Source organism: Chitinophaga alhagiae (assembly GCF_003568665.1).
Lineage (GTDB): Bacteria > Bacteroidota > Bacteroidia > Chitinophagales > Chitinophagaceae > Chitinophaga > Chitinophaga alhagiae.
On the sequence record NZ_QXMH01000003.1, the window covers coordinates 625,390 to 650,031 of the forward strand.

13 protein-coding genes are annotated in these 24,642 nt (G+C 54.5%); 1 reads left to right on the forward strand and 12 read right to left on the reverse strand.

Annotated features, from left to right (window positions below; translation table 11 throughout):
• Positions 1–12: 12 nt before the first annotated feature.
• The 3 genes from D3A97_RS18745 to D3A97_RS18755 form a co-directional block, all read right to left on the reverse strand.
• Entirely contained in the window at positions 13–3,405 is a 3,393-nt protein-coding gene (locus D3A97_RS18745; RefSeq protein ID WP_198674064.1) for a TonB-dependent receptor, read from the reverse strand.
• Positions 3,406–3,535: 130 nt separating this feature from the next.
• Positions 3,536–4,684 (reverse strand): FecR family protein, encoded by a 1,149-nt coding sequence (locus D3A97_RS18750; RefSeq protein WP_119080044.1) that lies wholly within the window; start codon positions 4,682–4,684, stop codon positions 3,536–3,538.
• Between the two features lie 81 nt (positions 4,685–4,765).
• Entirely contained in the window at positions 4,766–5,320 is a 555-nt protein-coding gene (locus D3A97_RS18755) for an RNA polymerase sigma-70 factor (RefSeq protein WP_119080045.1), read from the reverse strand.
• A gap of 150 nt (positions 5,321–5,470) precedes the next feature.
• Here D3A97_RS18755 and D3A97_RS18760 point away from each other — a divergent pair, with 150 nt between their 5' ends.
• Positions 5,471–6,343, forward strand: coding sequence for a helix-turn-helix domain-containing protein (locus tag D3A97_RS18760; RefSeq protein ID WP_119080184.1), 873 nt, complete (start codon positions 5,471–5,473; stop codon positions 6,341–6,343).
• Between the two features lie 61 nt (positions 6,344–6,404).
• Here the strand turns inward: D3A97_RS18760 and D3A97_RS18765 are convergent, their stop codons facing one another.
• The 9 genes from D3A97_RS18765 to D3A97_RS18805 form a co-directional block, all read right to left on the reverse strand.
• Positions 6,405–7,244 (reverse strand): sugar phosphate isomerase/epimerase family protein, encoded by an 840-nt coding sequence (locus D3A97_RS18765; protein WP_119080185.1) that lies wholly within the window; start codon positions 7,242–7,244, stop codon positions 6,405–6,407.
• Between the two features lie 149 nt (positions 7,245–7,393).
• Positions 7,394–8,278, reverse strand: coding sequence for a LamG-like jellyroll fold domain-containing protein (locus D3A97_RS18770; RefSeq protein ID WP_119080046.1), 885 nt, complete (start codon positions 8,276–8,278; stop codon positions 7,394–7,396).
• 18 nt (positions 8,279–8,296) lie between these two features.
• Entirely contained in the window at positions 8,297–9,808 is a 1,512-nt protein-coding gene (locus D3A97_RS18775; RefSeq protein WP_119080047.1) for a RagB/SusD family nutrient uptake outer membrane protein, read from the reverse strand.
• A gap of 23 nt (positions 9,809–9,831) precedes the next feature.
• Entirely contained in the window at positions 9,832–13,119 is a 3,288-nt protein-coding gene (locus D3A97_RS18780) for a SusC/RagA family TonB-linked outer membrane protein (protein WP_119080048.1), read from the reverse strand.
• Positions 13,120–13,220: 101 nt separating this feature from the next.
• Positions 13,221–14,276, reverse strand: a complete 1,056-nt coding sequence (locus D3A97_RS18785) for a FecR family protein (protein ID WP_119080049.1) — start codon at positions 14,274–14,276, stop codon at positions 13,221–13,223.
• Positions 14,277–14,356: 80 nt separating this feature from the next.
• Positions 14,357–14,950 carry an RNA polymerase sigma factor gene (locus D3A97_RS18790; RefSeq protein WP_119080186.1) on the reverse strand — a complete coding sequence of 198 codons (594 nt, stop codon included), beginning with the start codon at positions 14,948–14,950 and terminating at the stop codon, positions 14,357–14,359.
• A 514-nt stretch (positions 14,951–15,464) separates the two neighbouring features.
• A complete protein-coding gene (locus D3A97_RS18795) occupies positions 15,465–19,544 on the reverse strand; it encodes a carbohydrate-binding protein (RefSeq protein ID WP_119080050.1) in 4,080 nt (1,359 codons plus the stop codon).
• A 41-nt stretch (positions 19,545–19,585) separates the two neighbouring features.
• Positions 19,586–21,025: a RagB/SusD family nutrient uptake outer membrane protein gene (locus tag D3A97_RS18800; RefSeq protein WP_119080051.1), complete on the reverse strand. Its 1,440-nt coding sequence runs from the start codon at positions 21,023–21,025 to the stop codon at positions 19,586–19,588.
• 110 nt (positions 21,026–21,135) lie between these two features.
• On the reverse strand, positions 21,136–24,408 hold the full coding sequence (locus tag D3A97_RS18805) for a TonB-dependent receptor (RefSeq protein WP_198674065.1): 3,273 nt from the start codon (positions 24,406–24,408) through the stop codon (positions 21,136–21,138).
• Between the last annotated feature and the right edge of the window lie 234 nt (positions 24,409–24,642).

Here is a 24,642-nt window from a genome sequence, read left to right on the forward strand (position 1 = left end):
GATTTTGATTGGCTAAAAAGTGGCGTTGATCCCGAACACAACCGTTCTTGCGCGCGGGTAAGCTGAAAAATCGAAGCCGGGCGTAAGGGCTGAATGGCGCACAGATACTTCCGGGTCCATCCCCTTGTAGTTGGTCCATACCAGCAGGTTTTGCGCGGAGAGGTTGAAAGACAGGTTGCTCATCTTCAGTTTTTTTGACCAAACGGGCGGAACGCGGTATGCCAGCGAAACGGTTTTCAATCGTAAAAAAGACGCATCTTCTATCACCCTGGAAGAATAGTATCCCAGCGGCCCGTGCCCGCCGGTGCGGTACATGGTGTTGTTGGGGTTCTCCGGCGTCCAGCGGTTAGTGTATTCCACGTACTGGTTCATGCCGGGGCGGCCCAGGGAGTTGCCTTCAAACACCATGCGGTTGGCGTTGTACACATCGTTGCCGTAAGACCATTGCAGGAGCACATTCAAGCTAAGCCCCTTGTAGCTGATATTGTTGGAAAAACCACCGGTGTGCGCGGGCTGCGGGTTGCCGATAATGCCCTGGTCTGCGGAGGTGATCACGCCGTCTCCGTTCAGGTCCCGGTACTTGACATCCCCGGGTTGTACGGTAGACACAGATGGGCGGGTGCTTTCACTGGTAGGCACCGTGCTTTTCAACACGTAGCGGCCGGGGGCCACCTCGTCAAAATCGCTGTACTGGTAATTGCCATCCCATATATACCCATAGAACAGCGCCGCCGGTTGCCCAACGCGGGCAATGTACAGCGGGGTCTGGTAAAAATTGTCCCAGGTTACGGCGGTGCGCAGGTTGTTTTCCCCGCTTACCAGGCCAATGATCTTGTTGCCGTTGAGAGCGATGTTGAAATTGCTTTCCCAGCTGAAATCTTTTTTACGGATGTTCACGGTATTCAGGGTCAGCTCCAGGCCCTGGTTACGGATGGAGCCGATGTTCTCGAACACGGTGGTAAAACCGGTGGTGCGCGGCACGCTGGCATTGAGCAGCAGGTCAGACGTGGTTTTGCGGTACACGTCCGCGCTCAGGGAGATCCTGTCATTGAAGAACCCCAGCTCCAGGCCAATGTCCAGCTGCCCGGTGCTTTCCCACTTCAGCAGCGCGTTGCCCATGGAACCGTAGATCAGCCCTTTTACCGGGTCTGCATCACCATAGGAATAACCGTAGTTGTCATTCAGCACCAGCCCGGGGAAATAGGCAAAATCACCTACCCGGTTATTGCCCGTAACGCCATAGCTTACACGCAATTTGGCATCAGACACCAGGCGGCTGTCTTTCAGGAAGCGCTCTCCCTTCATACGCCAGGCCAGCGCACCGGAGGGAAAGTATCCCCATTTGTTGTTGCCGGGAAATTTGGAGGAACCGTCTGCACGCATGGTGAACGTAAGCAGGTAGCGTGAATCATAGTTATAGTTGACCCTGCCAAAATAGGAAGCCATGGTGTTGACACTTTGGGCGGATGTGTTGCTGTAGGGCGTACCGGAGCCGAGCGCGGCAATACCCAGTTCTTCATTGGGCACTTTTGATGCCTCAAACGCATACCGTTCACTGTTAGACTGCTGTACGGTGAAGCCGCCGAGCAGGTCTACCGTATGTTTCCTGTTAAAGACCTTGTGGTAATTAAGCGTGTTCTCGTTCAGCCACGAGCGGCTCGTGCTGTTCACCACCCCGCCGTAAACGCCCCTGATATTGGTGGCGCCAAACGGCGTACCGCGAGATGTTTTAGAGTTATAGAAATACTGGTTCTGCGATTTCCTGCTGATCAGGCCGCCGGTAACGCGGAGCGTCAGGCCGTCCAGGATATTGTAAGAAAGATAACTGTTTACGGAAACATCGGTATGTGTATTCTTGTAAAACTCTTCCTGGGCGTTGATCACCGGGTTGATGCGCAGGAACGAGCCGGTGTTCTGGGGGTCATCGTCTATGAACTCTTCCGCCAGGTTCTCGTCTCCGGCCGTAACGGGCCGGTAAGCCCAGGCATTGTACATCACATACCCCAGCATGCTGGCGCCGCCCTGCGCAATAGGGTACCCGCTGGTAGCCGTTTGCCCCAGGGCAATGTTCACGCCCGTTTTTACTTTTGGTGAAATATCCTGGTCCAGCACTACCCTGCCGGTGTAACGCTTGTAATTGGAATTGATGATCACGCCTTCCTGGTCATACAGCGAGCCGGAGATGCTGTAACGGGTGCCCCCAGTACCTCCTCTCACGGCAATGTTGTGGATCTGCATAGGTGCGGTGCGGAGCAGCAGGTCCTGCCAGTTATAGCCTTGTTTGCTCCGGTAGTCTTCCAGTGTAAGACCGTGCTTGTCCAGGTAAGTCTCTTTTGCGGGAGCCGGCGTCAGTTCCAGCTGGTATTTCACAAATTCATAGGGGCTCATCATTTCCATGGTATTGGTCACCTGCTGCACCCCAACGGAGCCGCGGTAATCTACCACAGGTTTTCCGCTGCGGCCCTTTTTGGTGGTGATCACGATCACGCCATTGGCGCCACGGGCGCCATAAATAGCGGTGGCAGACGCGTCTTTCAGTACGGTGAACGTGGCAATTTCTTCCGGGCTTACCGGGGACTGTTCAAAGTTCTCTACCGGGAACCCGTCTATCACGTACAGGGGTGAGGTGCTTTGCGTGAGGGAGTTGCCGCCCCTGATCACGATATTACTGACGCTACCGGGCTGCCCGTCTCCTGACGATACGCTGACCCCGGCCACACGCCCTGCCAGCGCCTGGTCAAAGGTGGCCACCGGCGCCTTGGCCATTTCTGCCGGGTCTACCTGCCCTACCGCACCCGTCAGGTCTTTTTTCAGCATGCTGCCATAACCTACCACCACTACTTCGTTCAGTTTGGTATCCGCTTCCACCAGCACCACGTCTATTTCCTTTCTGCCGTTAATTGATACGGTTTGCGGGGCAAACCCCATCATGGAAAACAGCAGCACCGCGTTGTCTGCCACCCCGCTCAGCCTGTACTGGCCCTCGTCATCGCTCACGGTATTTTTATTGCTGCCGCTCACCCTGATCACCACGCCCGGCACCGGGGCGCCTTTGCTGTTCGTTACCTTGCCCTTTATATCAATGAGCGCAAAGAGGCTGCCTGTTTGCTGCGGTTTCGGTTTAATCACAACACTGCCGTCTACAATAGTATAGGTCAGCTCCTGCCCTTTGAAGCAGGCTTCCAGCGCGGCTTCAAGGCTGGCATTCCGGAGGCTGACGGTGATGGGACGCGCAGCATTGAGCACTTCCGAGCTAACCATAAAGTCATACCCGCTCTGCGACCTTAACGTGGTGATCACACTTTTTAAAGATGCGTTCTTTACTTCAAGCGTAATGGGCTGCGCGTACGATGCCGCGTTCACCTGCAGCAGCAATGCCGTCATCAGCAACATGACCAGTTTCATACAGCGCTTCATCTGGCCAGGCATGCAAACGGCCCGCCCGGGTCTGTACAGACCGAGAAAATAATCCATCATAATGTATTCTGTTGGTTTGGTGGTGAAGGCTTTCTTGTATGCCCTCAGAATTTGGTTGTTATTTTTTTACAATGACCTTCCGTCCTTCTATCTTGAAATGTACGCCGCCTGTGGTCTCCATAATGTTGAGCACTGCGGAGATAGGCTTCGATTTGGATACCATGCCGAAAAATGTATGCCTGGTAAGGTCGTCTTCAAATACAGGATCTATATTGTACCAGCGGGACAGCTTTTGCATAATGCTTCCCAGCGGTTCATCATTAAACATAAAATAGCCGTTCTTCCATGCCACCGCTTCTTCGATATTAGCCTGGCGCACTGCCACCGCTCCGTTTGTCCATACCGCCTGCTGGCCCGGCTGCAGCAATACCGGCTGCCCTTTGCCGCCGTTGATGCGTACGCTGCCCTCTACCAGCGTGGTCCTGATCTGGCCGTCTTCAGGGTAACCGCTAACGTTGAATTGTGTGCCCAGCACTTCCACCTGCTGCCCGTTGCTGCTCACTATAAAAGGCACCATGCCCTTTCCGCCGGTTTGCTTCACCCTGGCAATTTCGAAGTAGGCCTCGCCGCTCAGTTCCACGGTGCGTATAGGTTGATCTTTAAACGTTGAGGGGAATTTAAGGGAAGATGCCGCATTGAGCCACACCTTTGAGCCGTCCGGCAAAATGATCTGGTAAGTGCCTCCACGCGGCGTGGTAGCCACCAGGTTTTCCGGGCCGCCACTGCCCGCGGGCGCATCTACGGCAGAACCGTCATTATAGGTCAGCCCGGCCGTGTTGATCACCACGCCGCTGCGGGCGCTGCTCAACTGCACGGTTTTTCCGTTGCCCAGGGTCAGCGTGGCCATATTCCCGCCGGGGGGCACATCTCCCGGAAGCACCGGCCCGGCCATTGGCTGCCTGGAGGCGGGCGTATTGCCCAGCCATACCGAGAACGCCACGGCAAACAGCACAGCCGCAGCGGCGGCCACGGCTACCCAGCGCCTGATAACAGGCTGCTTTTTGCCGGTACCGGCCTTTATCCGCGCATACATGTCATCTCTCAGCTGCTGCGCAGATGCCGCAAAGGTATCGGGAACAGCCAGCGGCTCATCACTGTCACGGTTCAGCCATGCCATCAGCTCCGTCTCCTCTTCTGGAGAGATGCTTTTATTTTTCCATCTGTGGGCCAGGTATTCGTACCGTTGCCGCTCTTCGGAGCTGCTCATGATCGTGGCTTTTATAACTATGTCAGTTCAGGGAAAGGAATCCCTTAGTGGAGAATAAAAAAATTTCCGGGGGGAGCGGGGTCAGAGAAGAAGATAGCTTCTGAGCCCCGCCTTCAGGGCTTTCAGGGCCTTCCCGAGGTGGGCTTCTACCGTTTTTTCGGAGATATGCAGCGCTTCGGCAATTTGTTTTTGTGACATGCCTTTGTCCCGGCTCATGGTGAACACCATCCGGCATTTTTCCGGCAGGTCTGCCACCAGCCTCGCCAGCCGCGCCCGGGTTTCCTCAAATTCAAGCCATTCTTCTGTAGCATTGTCGGTAACGGTTGCCGTAAATTCCGCCGCGTGTTTCTTGCGCACGTAATGTTTATCCAGGGCATTGATGATCCTGTACTTCACGCAAACAGACAGGTATGCAGACAGGCTGCTGTCTATTTCCAACCGCGCCCGGCGCTCCCATAGGTTGATAAAAATGTTCTGCACTACTTCCCGTGCCTCTTCCAGGTCAAATAGCTTCCGGGACGCGAGCACGAACATCCGCTGCCAATACCGGTTGTATATTTCGGTAAAGGCCTGCTCGTCTCCCCCTTGTAACAATGTAGTCAGTTGCTGGTCGCTATATAGGCTGTAACCACCCATTCCGTTACTGTTTTGCCCTGTTAATGATGCATATAATATTAAGAAAGTCTGCTTAAAGTTAATAAAGCACCAGGTAAAAAAAATACAAAATTTGAGATATAGTTTGTAATTTTTGAGCACGCCCGCTTGCCTTCTACCAAGCCCACGGAAATGAAGAATTATAGTAAATATTTGCCATTTGGCCCACAGGAGATCAATTGGGGCTTTTATGTAACCACCGCCGGATATACAAAAATTGATATCCGTCAGCCTTACCCGCTCAATACGAACCACCCGGACAGCCACAAGTTCAACTGGGACAGCGGAAGGATACTGGAAGGCTATTACCTTGTTTTTATCTCGAAAGGGCAGGGCATTTTTGAATCCGCGGAAACGCATAGCCGCACCATACAGGAAGGCACCTGCTTCCTCCTGTTCCCGGGCGTATGGCACCGGTACAAGCCGGATGTAGACAGCGGCTGGGAAGAATACTGGGTGGGTTTCAAGGGAACTTACCCCAACCTGCTGATGGAGAACTTTGACACCGGCAACCCTTTTATACAAACAGGGCATAATGACAACCTGCTGCGGCTCTTCCAGCAACTGCTGGAAAAAGTACAGCAGGCAGCGCCCGGTTACCACCAGATCATTGCCGGCATCACCTTGCAGATACTGGGACTGGTGCAAGCCGCCGCCCGGTACCAGCACCTCAACGCAGACCATACGCACCACCTGGTGGAAGAAACCAAATTCCTGCTACGGGAATCTATCCAGAACCCGGACAGCATTGAGAACATTGTACGGCGGCTGCCGGCGGGGTATTCCAAAATACGGCGGGATTTCAAGCGGGTCACCGGGCAATCTCCCAACCAGTACCTTCTCAACCTGAAACTGGACAAAGCAAAGGAGCTGCTTGCGGATACCAACCTGACCATTAGTGAAGTGAGCTACCAGGTAGGGTTTGAATCATTGTTCTACTTTTCGAAGGCGTTCAAGACGAAGAACGGGGTGTCTCCCAAGGTGTACAGAAATGCGGGACGGTGAAATACCCAGTATAAAAAACAAGAAGCCGTTCCTCCAATTGTAAGAACGGCTTCAAATATTATTAGCTGACAGTTTTGATCACGCCCCTGAAGAACCCGGCAGATTCAGCAATGCCCGGCAGGGGGTCCGTCATATCTTTCTCGTACTCGATGCTGGAGTAACCGCTGTATTTGATCTTCCGCAACGCTTTGATGAGCGCCGCAAAATCTATCACCCCGCGGCCTATCTCTGTGGCCTTGCCTTTGTTGGAGCCTTCGGTCACATCTTTGATATGCAGGTCAAATATCCGCTCCTTGTACGCCACAATAGCCCTGGCGGGATCTTCCCCTGCTCGTTGTGCGTGGCCGATGTCCAGGCAGATGCCCATGCGCGCGTCCCGTTTTTTGATAAGGTCATACACATTTTTGGGCCCGGGGTACAGCTTGTCTTCCGGGCCGTGGTTGTGAATAGCCAGCCTGATATTGTATTCCTTGATCTTTGCTTCCGTATAGTCCAGCAGCTCCGGGTTGGGCACGCCTACGATCAGCGGCACCCCTACTCTTTTGGCGTAGGCGAAAGCATCATCCACCGCCTTTTCAGACTTCATATAAATAACACCCACGCCATATACATGAATGCCGCCGGCCTTGAACTGTTCCAGCACGCGCTGTATCTTTTCAGGGCTGCTGTTGAGGGGCAGGTGAATGTCTTTCACGGAAATATTGGTGATGTTCACCCGCTTCATCATGGCAATGGCCTTTTCCAGGTCAAACTTGGCAAAGGTGTAGCCTGCCATGCCTACGGGCAGGTCTTTTGCCTGTGGCCGCGCTACGGCGGTACCGGCAACGGTGGCCAGCGGCGCCACGGTGGTGGCGGCAAGGCCCATAGCCGTTTGCAGTATAAAATTCCTTCTTGATGACATGTATTGCTTCATTATTTGCAATAATGATAGTAAAAAGATGCCGAAATCGCAATTTCTTTATGCAAACGGTTTACTGCCTTCCGGTAAAGGGAACGGCCCCGAAGGGCCGCTCATTTTTATGCAAACGTTTACTGATATGCGGCAACAGGTTACTGGTGTACCAGCCCCAGGTTGTACAGCGCCTTGATATGCGCGTCTGTAAGGCATTCCCTGTATACCCTCACTTCGTCTATATTGCCTGTCATAGGCGCAAACGAAACATCCGCATTCACCGTTTTACCCGGAATGGTGTTGTAATTGCCGCCAATGATCACTTCACTGGGCTCGTGTGATCTAAAGAAGTTGGAACCGCGGTTCTGGAAAGCGGGCACGCCTACTTTCACCCCGTCTGCCCATATCTGGAAGTTATTGGCCACCCCATCGTACGTAACCACGATGTGCGTCCATTTGTCCATCCCTATTTTGGGAGACAGGAAGGGGAACGAACCGTTGGCGGTGTTCAGGTTATCCTGCGTGCCGTTATTGGCCGCGGTAAAGGTAGGGTGAATGGTGAGTTTCTCCAGCTCCGTGGCGGGGTACCGGTTGGTTTCCAGCACCACGTTGATGTTGCCGTTGAATATACCGGGGCGCGCCAGTTGGAACAGCATTGTTTTTTTGGCGCCGTTGTTCAGCACCTGCACCCACTGGCTAACGGTGAAGCTCTTGAGCGAATCTGTTTTGAAAGCGCCGAACTGATTGGCAAAATACAGGTAACCGGCGTTAAGGCTGAGGGCTTTCCCTCTTACCCCGCCGTCAACAAAACCGTCTCCGGCCTTGGCGGTGGGCGCTGTGCCGCTGAACTGTTCGTTCTGGCTGCCGTCAAAAGACCAATAGGCTACCAGCGCGGCGGAGAACACCTCGTCCGAGCTGGCGTAACCGTCTATTTTGCCCGCATACGCCTCCGGCGATACATCGGGCAGGTTATGCGGGTTGCCGTCTTTTTTACAGGCGGTAACAGTGGCGGCCAGGCTGATGAATATGATCAATTTCTTCATGATGCTTGTTTTAAGGGATCAATAACCGGAGTTTTGCGTGAGCACACCGTTGCTGATGTCTATCTGCGTTTGCGGAATGGGCAGCAGCTCATGCTTGCCTACTACAAAGTTTTTACCCGCGGCCTGCAGTACCGGACCTGCTATGCCCCAGCGCACCAGGTCAAAAAAGCGGTCGTACTCCATACCCATTTCCACGCGGCGTTCATGCCGGATGATCTCCCGGAGCAGATCTTTATCCGTTTCCGTGATCTGCGGCAGAATACTGTTGTCTGTACCGCGCGCCCTTTTACGCACCAGCTCCAGCTTGGCCAGCGCTTCCGGCGTATTGCCGGTTTCATTGGCGGCTTCGGCGTAGAGCAGTACCACATCCGCATAGCGCAGCAGGCGTACGTTCATCCAGTAACTGAAATTGTCCAGTATCTTGTTGCGCATGGCAGGGTTGCTGAGCGTTTTGTGATTGTAACGGGGATTGGGTAGCCCGGCGGGCACCGCTTCGCCCCATACAGACGTTCCGCCGGCGTACAGGATGGTGCGCACTCTGCGCGGGTCTCCCGTTTCGTACGCAGCATCCAGTTCAGGGCTGGGCGAGTTGAAGCCCCAGCCCAGGTTCCAGATACCGGAGCCTCTTACGCCCTGTATGCTCGCATGCTGGGAACCGTTGCTCCGTTTCTCGTTCAACGTAGCTGTGGCCTGTACTTCAAAAATGGATTCCTTGCTGTTCTCGCCGTCTTCCCCGAATATGGTAGCATAAGGCGTGGAAAGATCGTACTGGCCGCTTTCGATCACCTGCTGCGCGGCCGTCATGGCCTGTGCCCATTTTTGCTGGGTGATGTACACTTTGGCCAACAGCCCGTTAGCGGCGCCTTTGGAGGCACGGCCAATAAAACGCGGGTCCCAGTTGAGCGGCAGGTTGGCCGCGGCAAACTGCAGGTCGCTTTCTATGAGGGCGTAAATGGCAGCGGGCGGGCTTTGCGGCACGTTGGCCTGTGACACAGGCACGGAAGACACCGAATCGATCAGCGGCACACGGCCAAACAAACGTACCAGCATAAAGTAACCATACCCGCGGAAGAACCTGGCCTCGGCTTCCGCCTGTACCTTAGCATCTTGCGAGGTGTTGGGATCAGGGTCTTTCTTGATCTGGTCAAGCACGATGTTGGCCCTGTTGATCAGGCTGAAATGCCCCAGCCACAAGGCGTTACACAGGCCGTTAGAGGGTGTGAGCGTTAAATTGTCCATCTGGATGTTGCCGCCATCGTCTGAAGGCGTACTGCCTTTGTCCGCATCATCGCTGCGGATGCTGGTGGCAGACACGAAGGGCATTACCGTTACATCGTATGAACGCATAACGTCATAACAGGCAAATACATACTGGTCATACGGGCCGGCGCCTTTCGGGTACGGGTAGGTATCCGTAGTGTATGATCCCTGCGGGCTGCGGTCCAGGAAACCTCTTTTACATCCTGCCCAAAGCAGGCACACTGCTGCTGTGCATAACAGGAAAGCGGTGTATCTCTTGAATAATTTCATCGTATCAGAATTTGATCAGTTCGTTAAAAGGTTACATTCAGGCCAAACGTGTAGGTGGCAGGCAAAGGATATACGCCGTTGTCTGCCCCTGCTCCCAGGATAGTGCTGATGGGCGCTTCCGGGGTGTAGCCTGTTGTTCTGCTGAACGTATGCAGGTTTTGCCCGCTCAGGTACAGGCGCACGGCCTGCAGGCCCGTTTTTGTCAGCAGGTCCCTGCTGAAGCTGTAACCCAGTTGCACGGTACGGAAACGGAAATAATCGCCCGGTTCCAGGAAATAATTGCTGAACAAATAGTTATTGGCGCGGGTATTGTCAAGAATGGGCTCTACGTTGCTGGTGCCGGGACCGCTCCAGGCATTTAGCCGGTTGCTTTCATAGTTGAGCGTGGCAAAGTTGCCAGTGCGCCGCTGGGTGTATACATAATTGCCGGCTACGCCCTGTCCTTCCAGCACCAGGTCAAACTGCCGGTAGCGGAGGTTCACGCTTACCCCAAAACTGTAGTCCGGGAAAGGAGAGCCGAGGTTGATACGGTCATTAGGCGTAATAGCCCCGTCACCGTCAGTATCGGCAAAAGCAATGTCTCCCGGCAGGGAATTAGACATGCGGGGCATTTTATCCATGTCTGCGGAAGACTGGTAAATGCCGGTCTGCTTATACCCGTAAAAATGGCCAATAGACTCGCCTGTGATCGTTCTGTTGGCGCCGCTGTTACCAATGAGAAGGAAGTTGAAATTATCACCAATAGATTCCACCCTGTTGCGGTTATAGCTGAAGTTGGGCGATATGCTGTAAGAAAAGTCCTCCCCTACATGATCGTTCCAGCCGAGCGTAACTTCCACCCCTTTGTTGGAAATAGTGCCCAGGTTAGTGATGTAAGACTGGTTCCCTAAAGTGCCGGGCAGCGTAACAGTGGTAATAATATCTTTTGTTTTGCGGTTGTACAGCGTTATTTCAGCGCTCAGCCTGTTGGCGAAGGCGCGTACGTCTAGCCCTACGTCCAGCCCGTGTACCACTTCCCATTTGAGGTTGGGGTCAGGTATATAATCCGGTTCCACGGAAGTATAAATATTGTCTCCAAATACACCGGTAGAAGAAGTTTTCACACCGGCGCGGAAAATATTGTTGCGGATGCCCTGTGCGCTGCCAATGGTGCCCCATGAGCCGCGCAGCTTCAGGAAGTTGATGCCGCCTACCGGTTTGAAAAATTCTTCTTCGCTGACCACCCAGCCGGCACCCACGCCGCCAAAGTTGCCCCAGCGGTTGGCGGGACTGATCTTTGACAGCCCGTCCCTGCGGTAAGAAAGGTTCAGCAGGTATTTATTGGCATAAGCATAATTCACCCGGGCCAACATGCCGATAGACGTGTACTCGTCACCGCCGCCGCCAAAACCGCCCGGCATGGAAGGGTCTACAATGCCCACATACCAGTAATCCGGCTGACGGGGAATGTTCAGCGTGGTATCCGTTCTGTTGGCGTTCAGATTGGTGTTGCCTTCGTAGTAGGTAGTGAAACCGGCTACCGCTGTCACCTTGTGTACTTCGTTAAAGGTCTTGTCGAAGGTAAGGGTGTGGTCTTGCTGGAACTTGCGGAACTCTTCCTGCCGCTGGTTCACCCCGGTACGCACGTTGGTGTTAACGGTAGTGTCTGTAGGCACGTTCCCCTCGCCCAGGTTGATGAAGGCGAAGGGTAACGGGCTGTAGCCGCGGTTGTTGTTAAAGCCCAGGTCTGTGTAGAAAGCAGAGCGCCAGGTGAAATTTTGCAGGAACTTCAGTTCCCCGAATACGCTGCCCACAAAGCGGTAGCCTTTGTTCACGGAGTTGCCGTCCATATTGTTGAGGCGGGCTACAGGGTTGCCCACCTGCGTGCGCTGGAAAGACGGCATGCTGTAGTAAGTGTTCTCATTGTACTGAACAGGCACTATAGGCGCCGCAAATTTGGCGTTGTTGAGGTCTGCGCCTGCACTGTTCAATATCCAGTGGGTGCCGGTAATGTCTCCGCCCACTTTCAGGTTGTTGTTGATCCTTATTTCTTCATTCAGCCGGGCCACAATACGTTGGTATTTGCCGTTTCGCAACACGCCTTCGTGCGTGTTGTACCCCAGGTTAAGGAGGGTAGTTGTTTTTTCTCCGCTGTTGGAAATGCTGAGACTGTTGTTGTTCAGCATGGCGGTACGCAACACCAGCTCCTGCCAGTTGGTGTTGGCGGTGTAGTTGGTATAGTCAAAAGGAGTAGCGTTGATGTTTTTCAGTTGTTCGTCAAACAATTTCCTAAAACCCGTGGCATCTGTTACATCTATCAGGTTATTCACTTTCTGCATGCCGATGGCGCTTTGCAAGGTTACCCGCGTTTCCCCCTTTGCGGCCCTTTTGGTGGTCACTACAATAACGCCGTTGCCGCCGCTAAGACCAAAAATAGCCATCGATGAAGGGTCTCGCAGTATTTCTATGCTTTCTATTTCCGCCGGGTTGAGGTAATCTATGTTCTGCTGGAACACGCCGTCTACCACATACAGGGGGTTGGAGTTGTTGGTACTGTTCACCCCGCGGATGCGTACCGTAGGAGAGGCGCCCGGCACCCCGCTGTTTACCACGGTAAGGCCGGCCACCTTGCCCTGCAGGGAAGAAATGGGGTTGGTGTTGGGCATGCGGGCAATATCTTCCCCTTTTACGGAGGTAATGGTGCCGGTAAGGTCCCGCTTCCGTTGCGTACCGTAGCCTACCACCACCACCTGCTCCAGATCTTGCGAGGCGGTTTGCAGCACAATGTTCACAACAGTTTGATCGGTAATGGGCACTTCCTGCGTTACATAGCCGATGTAGGTGAACACCAGCACCCCGTTATCCGGCACCGTAATGCTGTAATTGCCTTCCGCATCCGTAACCGTACCCGTTGAAGTGCCTTTCACGTGTACGGTGGCGCCCGGTACCGACGCGCCTGTGGCGTCTGTGACCTTACCGGTTACCTTTACGTCTTGCGGGCTGGCGTTTTTTCTTTTCAGCACTATCAGTTCGTTCTCCATTACTTCATAAGCCAGCGGCGTGTCTTCCAGCAGTTTGTTGAGCACTTCGCGCACCGGCTCGTTGCGCGCGTTTACAGACACCCTGCCAATGCCTTTCAGCAATGCCTGGTTGTACAGGATGCGGTAGCCGGATTGTTTTTCGATGCGTTCGAATGCAGTTTGTATATCTACATCCTTCACCTGCAACGTGATCTTCACCTGTGAAAAGCCGTTTGCCGAAACGTGCAGGCATGCCGCCAGCAGCAAAACGGTGGTAAACAGGCGCTTCCATCCATGTTGATGTTTTTTCATAATCGTGCGTAGAAATGGTGATTAAATAGGAAACCCTTTCCGCGAAAAAATCTTCGCAAATTACCCGCCTGGCGCAGGTCAGTTACCTTTACTTTGAATGATTACTGTTGAAAAATAGAAATGTTCTTGCCGTTCATTGAATACCTGAACTCTGCCGTGATCTGTAGTGCTTTCAATACCTGCTCTATTGTTTCTTTTTCAAACCGGCCTGTGAAGCGGAGGTCCTTTACTTCCGGGCCGTTCAGGCTGATCTGTACGCCGTACCATCGTTCCAGGCGCGCGGCCAGGGTGCCGAACGCCTCATCGCGGAATACCAGTTTATTCTCCACCCAGGCAGTTTCCAGGGGAAGGCCGTCCTGCTCCGCCACATGCAGCGGGCGGATGGCAAATTCCTGTTTTGGTTGTTCGTTTATGGTGTCCGGTTGCTGCCCGTCCAGGTACAGCACCAGTTTTTCATTCGGTCTCAAAATAACGGGCCGCATCTTTTCTCCCTGGGCGCTTACTTCCACGCTTCCCCTGATGAGGGCGGTTTCTGCTGTACGCTCGTTCGGGTAAGCACGCACATTGAAGGTGGTGCCCAATACCCTGATGTGCATGCGGGCCGTGTGAATGATGAAGGGTTTATCCGCGTCTTTCACCACGTCGAAGTACGCTTCGCCTTCCAGGTACACCTCCCGCAGGGCGCCGTTAAAATCATCTTTATAGGTAAGGCGGCTGTCTGCATTGAGCCATACCACAGACCCGTCTGGCAGCGTTACGCGGGAGCGCGTGCCTTTTTCCGCATGTACTTCTTCCGCCACTGCCGGCGCGGCGGTGTTGCGCGCGGGCATCAGCCACCAGGCGGCAGCCGCCAGCAATACCACGGCCGCGGCGGCGGTCAGCCATTTCATCACAACCCGGCGGCCGCTTTTCACCGGCTCGTCCCAATCTACACCCGCCAGCTTCATCCGGTCAAGATGGTCTGCAAAGGCCTGCTCCCGCTGGTGAAGGGATACCGGCGCGTCCTGCTTCCAGAGGTCAGACAGGTGGCCTGCGGCATAATGCATGTCCGGGTGCTGCCGCAGCAGCGCTTCCAGCTCCGTCTGCTCGGCCGCGGTGGCCTCGCCTGACAGTTTTTTAGCCAGCAGTTCCCAGATCACATCTTGCTTGTTGGACATGTGTACGGATTGTTGTGTATAGAGGACAATGGCAAAGGGCAAATACCCCTAAGCCGGAGAAAAAAAAGTTTTCATGTTGCTTATTCCCCTGTTGAATTGCCCAGGGGCGTGGAGCGCCCCGCTTCAAACCGGATGGTATTGCCCAGCTTTTTGATGGCCAGCGTCACCTGGGCTTCCACGGTTTTCACGGAAATGCCCAGCAGTTCCGCCACTTCGCGGTATTTGAGGCCGTCTTCCTTTACCAGCTTGAAGATCATTCTGCAGCGGAGGGGCAACTGGTTCACCGCCAGCGTTACCCGGTCATGCATCTCCTTGGTAATGAGCAGTTGCTCCGGACTGGCCTGTATGCTGGTAACTTCCACGCTCAGCTCGTCAAGGTTAAAGACATGGCTGCGGCGTATTTTCTGAAGGTAATTGAGCGCGTGGTTTTTGGTGGATACATAGAGGTACAGGCGCAAATTTTCCACCTCCCGCAACTGCGTTCTTTTTTGCCAGATGCGGATAAACACGTCAGATACAATCTCTTCCGCCAGTTCGTGAGATTTGATAAAGGAATAGGCAAACTGGTACAGCCATGGCTGAAAATACAGGTACAGCGTTTTATACGCCTGCTGGTTGCCTTCGGTGGCCAGTTGTTGTTGTAAGGCAGCTATATCGTCATTGTTCAGCTTCATAAGCGCGGGCTGCTGCGTATTATGGAAGCAAGTTAAGGCAAAGCGGCATACGGCGCGCGTTAAATCTCCTATCTTCACAAATTTGTTTGTGGGCATTCCCCGTAAACAGGGGGGGCTAACACCCTGTAAGCCGGAACCAGGATTAGTTTTCAGCATTGTAAACCAATATCAGTATTTTCTAAACCAGGTGTAAACCTATTTCAGGACAAGACCTAGGTCTAACATAGGTCTAACATAGGTCTGATATAGGTAGGATATAGGTCTAACATAGGTGTGATATAGGTAGGATATAGGTCTAACATAGGTAGAACTAGGTTAAACATAGGTATTGGCCAGGTATAGCCTGTGTCTAATCCAGGTATACTCTTTATCAATTACTTATCCCGCCAATTTTGCATCAATGACCCTTAATTTGACACACTAAGGCGTATAATCACACCCGTTCCGCCCCGGGGCACAAAAAAAAGGATGAGCCGCTTTCCAGCCCATCCTCCTTAATTATCAACGTTTTACACTATTGTTTCACCACCCGCAGCACCTCCGTTTCCCGCTTGCCTTTCAGCTGGATGAGGTACATCCCGGCTTTGAGGAAGCTGAGGTCTTTCACCAGCCGCGTTTCTCCGGGCTGAACGGCCCATTGCCTGATGGCGCGGCCCTGCATGTCCAGCAGCGTGGCGGTGCGGAACCCTTCCGGCAGGTTGATGATCACCTGTGCCGTAACCGGGTTGGGAAACAGCCAGGCGCTTTCTGCCTGTCCGGGCTTCTCCGCTTTCGGGGCTATGGCCATCAGCATGGGCGCCTGCGCGGTATCCGGCACGCAATTGTCTATGCTGAACCAGTTGAATTTGAAGGTGCCGGCCTTCACGTGTATGCCCGTGTAGGAAAGAGCGGGCAGCGTCATGGTATCTTTTATGGTTTGCCATGTGCCATTGGTGTTGGGCAGATCTATGTAACCGAACGTTACACCTCCATGCCCAACGCTCAGTTGAGCGGGCGCCGTGGTAGATATGCGCACGTTAACGGTGTACACACCTGCTGTGGGCACCACCAGGGTGTTATAGGCAAACCAGTGACCCGTTGCCAGGCCAGTGAAGTTCTGGCCACCGCCTACATCCGTACAGGTTTGCAGGTACGGGCCGGGGTGGCGGGTGGAAGCGCTTTCCGCTTCGTATTTATTGTTCACCGTGCAGGTGTAGTTCACAATATTCAGGTGCGCGGTTTTGCTGAGAGCGCCGGCGGTTACCGTTACGGTGTATTGCCCGGTGGGAGCGCCTGCCGTCAGCAGCCCGGTAGCCGTAATGGTATTGCCGCTGCCGGTTACCGTCCACACCGGGGCGGGCAGCGTCATGGGCTGGTTGTTCTCGTCAAAGCCCTGGGCGGTGAACTGCTGCGTGCCGCCGCTGCTCAGCTCAACCGTATCGGGCGCCAGCTCCAGCCGGGTAAGCACCGGCGGCGGCGTGGCGCAATTGTCTATGCTGAACCAGTTGAACTTGAAGCTGCCTGACTGCACATGCACACCGGTATAGTTGAGCGCGGGCAGGGTAATGGTATCTTTAATGGTTTTCCATGCGCCGCCGGTGGAGGGTACCTGTATCACGCCGAAGATCATGCCGCTGTGGCCAATCTTTATCTGCGCCGGCGCGGTAGAAGATACCCGGAAGCTCATAGTGTACCGGCCCGCCACGGGCACGTTCAGGTTGCTGTAGGCAAACCAGTGGCCGGTTGCCAGGCCGGTGTAGTTCTGCCCGCCGCCCTCGTCTGTACAGGGCTGCAGCACCGGGCCGGGCGCTACGTTGGAAGCGGATTCCGCCTCATACCGCTCGTTCACCGTACAGGTATAGGCTATGGTGGCGTAGGCCGTATCGGTTACAGTGCCAGAGGAGAAAGTAACGCGATAGGTGCCCAGCGAGTCTCCCGCCGTAAATACGCCTTTGTTGCTAATGCTGTTGGATGCGCCGGTCACCGTCCATGTGCTTTGGTCCGGCACGGGCATGATGCTGTCAAACTGATCGTACCCGGTGATGTTGAATGCGTGAGACGCACCCGCCGGAACGGTAGCCGTATCCGGCTGTATCACGGCACGGGTGAGCACAGGTACCGGTACCACCTTCACCATGGCAATACCGGTTACGCCGCTGTCCCTCGCCTTTACCTTGAACCAGCCCAGTGAATCACCGGCGGTGAACAGCCCCTGCTCGGTAATGGTGTGGCTGCTGTCTGTGCCGCCTACCTTCCACCTGGGTGTGAAGGAAACAATGTTGCCGTGCTGGTCAAAGCCTTTGGCGCTGTATTGCTGCGTTTCCCCTACTTCCAGCGTCAGGGAATCAGGGGTTACGTCTATGCGGGTGAGGGTTACGCTGTCCGCATCCACAATGCGCAGCCAGTTAAAGTTCCAACCGGAGTTGTTGCAATAGATACGGATGGTCTGCTTGCCTTTTTTCAGCCTGATCTTTTCGGAAGACACAGTTACCCAGCGCTGCCAGCCTCCCGTGGCCGGCAGCTGCACCGTGGTGAGCGTAGCCGTATCCAGCATAATAGCCGCGCTGGCCGCGGAGCTGACGGCGGCACGGAGCTGTACGCGGTACTTGTTGGTATCCGGTACATCAATATCGTATTCAAACCAGGTGCCTTTGCCAATGTAGCTGACATTGACCGTGCCGCTGGTATCCTGCGTGGGTTCTGTACAGCAGGAGTTGGAATTGTCAAACGCCTCCGCCTCTATTCTGGCGGGCACCGGCTTATAGTTCGGTATCCTTACGTTCGCGTATGCCTTGCCAGACACCGTTACTCCTTCCAGCGTGGCGCTGGCCGTAATAATGCCTGACGTGTCAAGCGTGGCCAGGCCGCCGGTGGTGATGGTATTACCGTTGCCGGTAACGCTCCACTGGGGCGCCAGGGCCATCACGTGGCCGTTCTGGTCCAGCACCTTAGCGGTATACTGGATGGTTTTACCCGCCAGCACCAGCTGGTTGGCAGGCGTAACGATCACCGTGTCCGGCACAGGCGTGCCCAGGCCTTTCTGGTATACCCGCACATAGTCCACGCTCATACTGTCCGGCCAGTCCCCTTCCACAATATTGCCGCCCATACCGCCGCCGATGGCCACGTTGAGGATGATGTGGAATTTCTGGTCAAACGGCCAGTCTTTCCAGTCTGTTTGCGGGTTGCGGTAGGTATATACATGCACGCTGTCATAGGTGAACACCAATGAGTCAGGGCTCCATTCCAGCGCGTACACATGGTAATTGGTATGCGCATCGGGCAGGTTGCGCTGGCCGGTAAGGTGGCCGCCATTCATCCAGTTGCTGTTTTGGGTGTGAACGGTAGACATGGCCTTGCCGAAGTTGTTGCCTACATGCTCCATGATGTCTATCTCCCCGCTGCGCGGCCAGGCGCCGTAAGCGCTACCGGAGGGCATGAGCCAGATGGCGGGCCAGGAGCCTCTTGCCTTGGGTAATTTGGCCTTCACCTCCACCTTGCCGTACAGGAAATCCATTTTGCCCTGTGAAATAAGGCGGGCGGAAGACCATGGCTCTGTAGGCACCCCGGTAGGGAAATCTTTTTTGCCGGTGATCACCAGGTTGCCGTTGCGCACGCGCGCATTATCATGCAGGGTATCTGTATATACCTGCTGCTCCCCGTTGATCCAGGCCTTGGGTTTGGGGTCTACCGTCCATTTGCTGCGGTCCGGCAGGCCGTCTGTATCAAACTCGTCGTTATAGATCATGGTCCAGTTGGGATTCCCTTCAAACACCACGTTCCCTTTTACCGCATATGCCGGGGTATTGGCGCCATCTACTTCCTGCCCTGCCGCGGTGAGCTTCAGCACGGTGCGGGAGTAGTTGGCGGGCGAGTTGCCGGCCAGCACAATGTTCACCGTAGTATCGTTCACACGCAGCACGCTGTCTATGCTCACACCAGGCGGCAGGTTCTCTGCGTACCAGTTGTGTTTGTGCAGCGTATCGTTCAGCACGGCGCCGTTCAGCCGGGCCGTGAGCACTACGCCATGCTCCTGCCCCATGAGAACACGGGCATTGTCAAAAGTGAACCCGATGGGGTTGGGCGCCTGCACCAGGTCAAAGTACAGGATGCCGTTGGCCTTTTTGCCGTCTATGAACTGCACGGCAATACGGTCAAAGTCTGTTCTGTTGCGTACGCTCTGGAAGTTGAACGTAGCTTCTTCCCACTGGTTCACATTTTTCACCGCGTAGGTGAAAAACACGGCCTTGGTATAGTCATTGCCAGGCTGCAGCTTGAACATCACCTCTTCCTTCACGTTGCTGTACACCAGCATTTTGAACGTGGCGTTGGTGGCCAGGTCAAAGGTGGACGAAAGGCCGCAGCTGGCGCTCATGTACTCAAAACAGGTAGTGTCTTTGGTGAATTTGGCTACGTGGGAGCTGGGGTTCACCGCAGACGGGGCCGGGTTGGGCACATTGAACAATACGCTGCCGGTGGCATTGGCGCCGGCGTAATACGTCCACCGGCCGGAGCAGGGGCCATTGCCTTCCATGTCATCTAGCAGGAGGAACTGGGCCTTTAGCACGTTGCACAGCAACATGCCGCCCAGCAGGAGCAGTAAACGTTTTTTCATAACGGGTGTTTTTCATGTGGAAAGTACTATTGCGGATATGATCAGAGGTTCGGGTTCACCAATGCGTCTGCGCCGGGTACAGGCATCCAGTATTTCTCCTTGGTGATGGCGCCGGGCTCCAGGTCTCCGGGATCTTTATCTTCATTGGCGGCCTCCACCAGCTCCAGGCGCACCAGGTCAAACCAGCGGCTCCATTCACCGGCAAACTCCCATGCTCTTTCATTCAGCACGGCATCGGCAAACACGGGGCCGGCCAGGCCATCTGGCAGGTTGCCCAGCCCGGCTCGCTGCCGTACCGCGTTCACAGCGGCATAGGCTTCCGGAGAAGGCGTGCCGGCAGACCGGGCCTGCGCTTCCGCATAGATCAGCAGCACATGCGCATAGCGGATCATAATCACCGGGTTGTTAGACATGTAAGTGGCCTTGTTGCCGCTCTGGATGGTGAACTTTTTGTAGTAGGGATGTTTTGTTGTAACCTCCTGCCAGGGAATGGTAACACCGTTCACCACAAAGGAGGTGGAGAAGGTAGCGTCTTTCCTGCTGCCTTCGGGGAAGTTGTGGAAGAAGTTCAGCTCGGGAAAAAAGTCTGACCAGCCGCCTTCATTTTCAGGCATGGTAGACAGGCCGTAAAAAGAATTGTAGGTAGACCACTGGCCGCGCGTGAAGATGGTGAACACATCTTCTACCGTGCCGCCTGCAAATATTTTCAGGAAACCGTCTTGATAGAGGTCAAAGTTATACGTGGCTTTGGCGTCTATCACTTCTTTGGCCTTGGCTGCCGCCAGCGCGTATTTGGACGCATCTTTCAGCGGCCATCCGGCTTCCGTCAGGTATACGTCTGCCAGCAGCGCTTTCACAGATCCCTTGTTGGGCCTGCCGGGGTTACGCTTGGTATTGGGCACCCATTCTTCGGCTTTTTTCAGGTCTTCTTCGATCTGCTTGTAAATAGCGGCCGGCTCGCTTTTCTGAACATTGAGCAGTTCTGCTGAATATTTCTCGGTCAGCAGCAGCGGCACCTTGCCCCAGTAACGTGTGAGCCAGTAGTAGCTGAGGGCGCGCAGGAAGTAGGCTTCTCCTACAATGGCGTGTACCGTAGCTTCCTCCCCGTCTTTTACAGCGGTGTAGTTGTTGATGATGTTGTTGGTAGATTGTATCACTTTATAGCAGCCGCGCCAGATGGGCGTCATGCGGCTGTTCAGCGACGATACGTTGAAGCGGTCAAACTCCCTGAACTCTTCCTTGTTGGAACCGGGGTGCGTGGTAAGATCGTCCGCGCCCATACACATCGCTATCTGTGATACGGTGGTAAAACCGCTTTCCCAGGGTACCATCAGGCTGCCGTAAGCACCGGTGAGCGCCGCTTCCAGGCCTGCCTGGCTGCTCAGGCCTTCTGACCCTACCACCAACCCGCGGGGCTTCTCTTCCAGCGCCTTGCTGCAACCCGCCAATAATATGATCAATGCAAAGAAATATGTTTTCATTTGATGATATTTTGTCTTTTTTATAAGGTCAAAATGAAACGCCCGGTGCCCCCTGCTATGCGTCAAATTCTCTTTGGGCGTTTCATTTGATGATGTTTTGGATCTGTTAATTAAAAATTCAGCGTCAGCCCGCCCGTAATGGTTTTGGCATTGGGGTAAGAGCCGTAGTCTATGCCCTGCCTGAAATCTCCGGAAGAAGAGCTGGCCTCCGGGTCTATGCCGGTGTAGTCAGTAAAGGTGAGCAGGTTGGTGGCGCTTACAAATACCTTCAGGCCTACACGCCGCAGCACCGGTTTGGGCAGCGTGTAGGAAAGGCTGATGTTTTTCAGGCGCAGGAAATCCGAGCTTTCCAGGAAGCGGGTAGATTGCGTGAAGTTTTTATTGGTGGTGCTGAAAGCGGGAATGTCAGACTGCTCGTTCTTGCCGGGTACGTAGCGGTCAAGAATGTCGCGGTGCGTGGCTTCACGCGCATCACCGCCGTGGTACAGGGCCGCGGCCTTGTTATAGTTCAGCTTGTCAAAGCCGTACATGCCCTGGAAGAAAATATTCAGCGAAAAGGTCTTGTAATTGAAGGTGTTGTTCCACCCCAGCGTGGTCCGGGGAATACCGGTGCCTATCACTGCATAGTCTCCCGCATCTATCACACCGTCTGCCTTGATGTCTTTATACCTGGCATCGCCGGGTTTGGCGCCGAACTTGGCGGCTTCTGTTTCTTCACCGGGCTTCCAGGTGCCGAGGTATTGCAGGCCCCAGATGGCGCCCAGCGGCTGACCGGGCATCACCACAAACTCCGCCTGCGGGGACATGCCCCCGCCAATACGGCGGTTGTTGGGGTCAAATATCACAGACCTGTCACCAATAGATACTACGTTGTTCTTCACAAAGGAAATGTTGAAGCCCGTATTCCAGGTAACCGCGCCTTTGTTCAGCACATCCGCGTCTACAGAAAATTCCCAGCCCTTGTTCTGCACCGTGCCAATGTTGCGGGTGATCACGTTGCCGCCCAGGTAAATGGGCAGGTTCTCGTTCAGCAGCAGGTCCCGCGTGTTTTTCACGAAGTAGTCTGCCGTGAAGTTGATCCTCCCTTTCAGCAAACCGGCTTCCAGCCCTATGTTCTGCTGTTCCGTGGTTTCCCACTTCAGATCGGGGTTGCCGATGTTCCCTAGTATGATACCGTTCAGGAAAGTGGAGTTGGTGAAGGAAGCAATGCGGTTGCTGTAAGCCGAGAATGTGCTGTACGGCCCTACACCTTCGCTGCCTGTAAAGCCCCAGCTGCCGCGCAGCTTCAGGTTGCTGAACAACTGCTGGTTTTTCATGAAAGGCTCTTCAGACACCATCCATCCGGCAGAGAAAGAAGGGAAATAGCTGAACTTGTTCTTGTCTACGAACTTGGAAGAACCATCGCGGCGGATGGCGGCAGACAGCAGGTAGCGGTCTTTATACCCATAGTTCACACGGCCCACCAGGGAAAAAATGGCCCACTTGGAATAGCCGGAGCCGGGGCTGCCGGGCGTGCCCTGCGTGAGGTTGTTCCAGAGAAAGTTCTCGTACGTGAGGTTGGACGCGCCGGAAGACATGTAATTGTACGTGCCCTGCTGGTATTCCACCACGCCGGTAACGTCCAGGCTATGATCGTTAAACGTTCTTTTGTAATTGAGGGTATTGGTGCTCTGCATCCGTATGTCTTTGTTGGTGCGGAGGCCGGCGGTAGACGTGCCGGAGTTCACCACGCGGGCGGCAAAGCTCTTATCCTGGTACTCCAGGTAGTTGGCGCCGTATTGGATGTTCAGCGAGAGGCCGCGTGTGGCAATATCGTCAAACTTGAAGCCGCCGATGAAGTTGGCCAGCATGCGGTCCCTGGCGGTCAATTGCTCTGTAGTAAGGGCCACCGGGTTAAAGAACACGGAGCTTACAGGGTCTGCCACGGTGTAGGTGCCATCCGCCTTGCGCACGGGCACGGTGGGAGACCAGGTGATGGCCTGCGCCAGCGGGCTCTTGGGGCCATCCGGCGGAATATCCACGTTCTGCGCGGTGCTGTAGGAACCGGTGATATTGAGGAAGGTGGATATTTTATCGGTCAGCCTTGAATTGATATTGGAGCGGAGCGTGTAACGTTTGAAGGAAGAGTTGTTGATCACCCCGTCCTGGTTGAGGTAGTTGCCGGAAATAAAGTACCCGCTCTTTTCGTTGCCGCCGGCCAGGTTCAGCATATACTCCTGCCCCAGCGCGGTGCGGAAGATCTCATCCTGCCAGTTGGTGCCGCCGTTTTGGCGGAAACCTGCTATTTGTTCGTCTGTAAACGGTTTGGCGGTACCTACAGCGGCGGCATGGTCATTGGCCGTGAGGGCAAATTCTTCCGCGCTGAGCAGGTCCAGCTTTTTGATCACCTGCGAAGAAGAGAGGCGGCTGGTGAAGTTCACTTTCAAGCCTCCTTTGCTGCCTTTTTTAGTAGTGATCAACACTACGCCGTTAGAACCGCGGCTGCCGAAAATAGCGGTGGCGGCGGCGTCTTTCAGCACCTGTACAGACTCAATATCATCCGGGTTGATGGAGAAAAGCTCCGCGCCAATGAAGCCGTCTACCACGTACAGCGGCCCGTTGTCCCCGTTGATGGAGTTGCCGCCCCTGATGCGGATGCGCACAGCGCCGCCGGGAGAACCGGCGGAATTGGTGACCTGCACGCCGGTAACACGGCCCTGCAGCACCTGGTCCAGGCGGTTTACCGGTTGTGCTTCAAAGTCTTTGGCGGTAACGGAAGAGATGGCGCTGGTGAGGGAACCTCTTTTCTGTTCGCCATAACCGATCACCACCAGCTCCGCCATTTTGGAGGCGGCCACTTCCAGCGTGATGTTCAGGCTGGTTTGCCCGTTGATGGCCACCTCCCGGCGGTTGAAGCCGATTGAGGACACCACCAGCACGGCGTCAGGCCCGGGCGCGTCAATACTGTACTCGCCATTGGCATTGGTCACCACACCCCTGGCGGTACCTTTCACCTGTATGGTAACGCCCGGCAACGGCTGGCCTTTATCGTCCACCACACGGCCTTTCACCACAATGTCTGCCACGGCTTTCTGCGCGGCCGGGGGCAGGGGCTTGCGCTTTACGATGATGGTCTTGTCCGCGATGGTATAGAGCAGCGGCTGGTTGTCAAAACAGTGATCAAGCGCTTCGCGCAGCGGCACATTGTTCAGCTCTACCGTTACCGCGCGGGCATGGAACAACTGTTCGTCCGTATATAAAAAGGTATAGCCTGTTTGCTTCCTGATCTCTTTAAACACCTTTTCCAGCGAGGTATTGCGGCGGCTCAGGGACACAGTTTGTGCAAACCCGGCCGCGTGTACCTCCAGTAAGGCAGTGGTCATCAAAAGCACTATCAGTTTCATGATCAGTAACGTTTTTGCTGATAATCGCGGAATATTGGCGCGCCACCGGGCATGCCGGGGCCTGCTTTGGGAAAAAAGCACTAAATGCATACATTTGTATGGTTATGGGTAAATAAATAATAATTGCGAAACGATTGTGGTTTATAGCCCAAAACCGGCCGGGAGCGGTACGAACGCTACCGGCTTTTTTATTGGGCCATGGTATAAGGTTCAGGGACTCATAACGTTAGAATG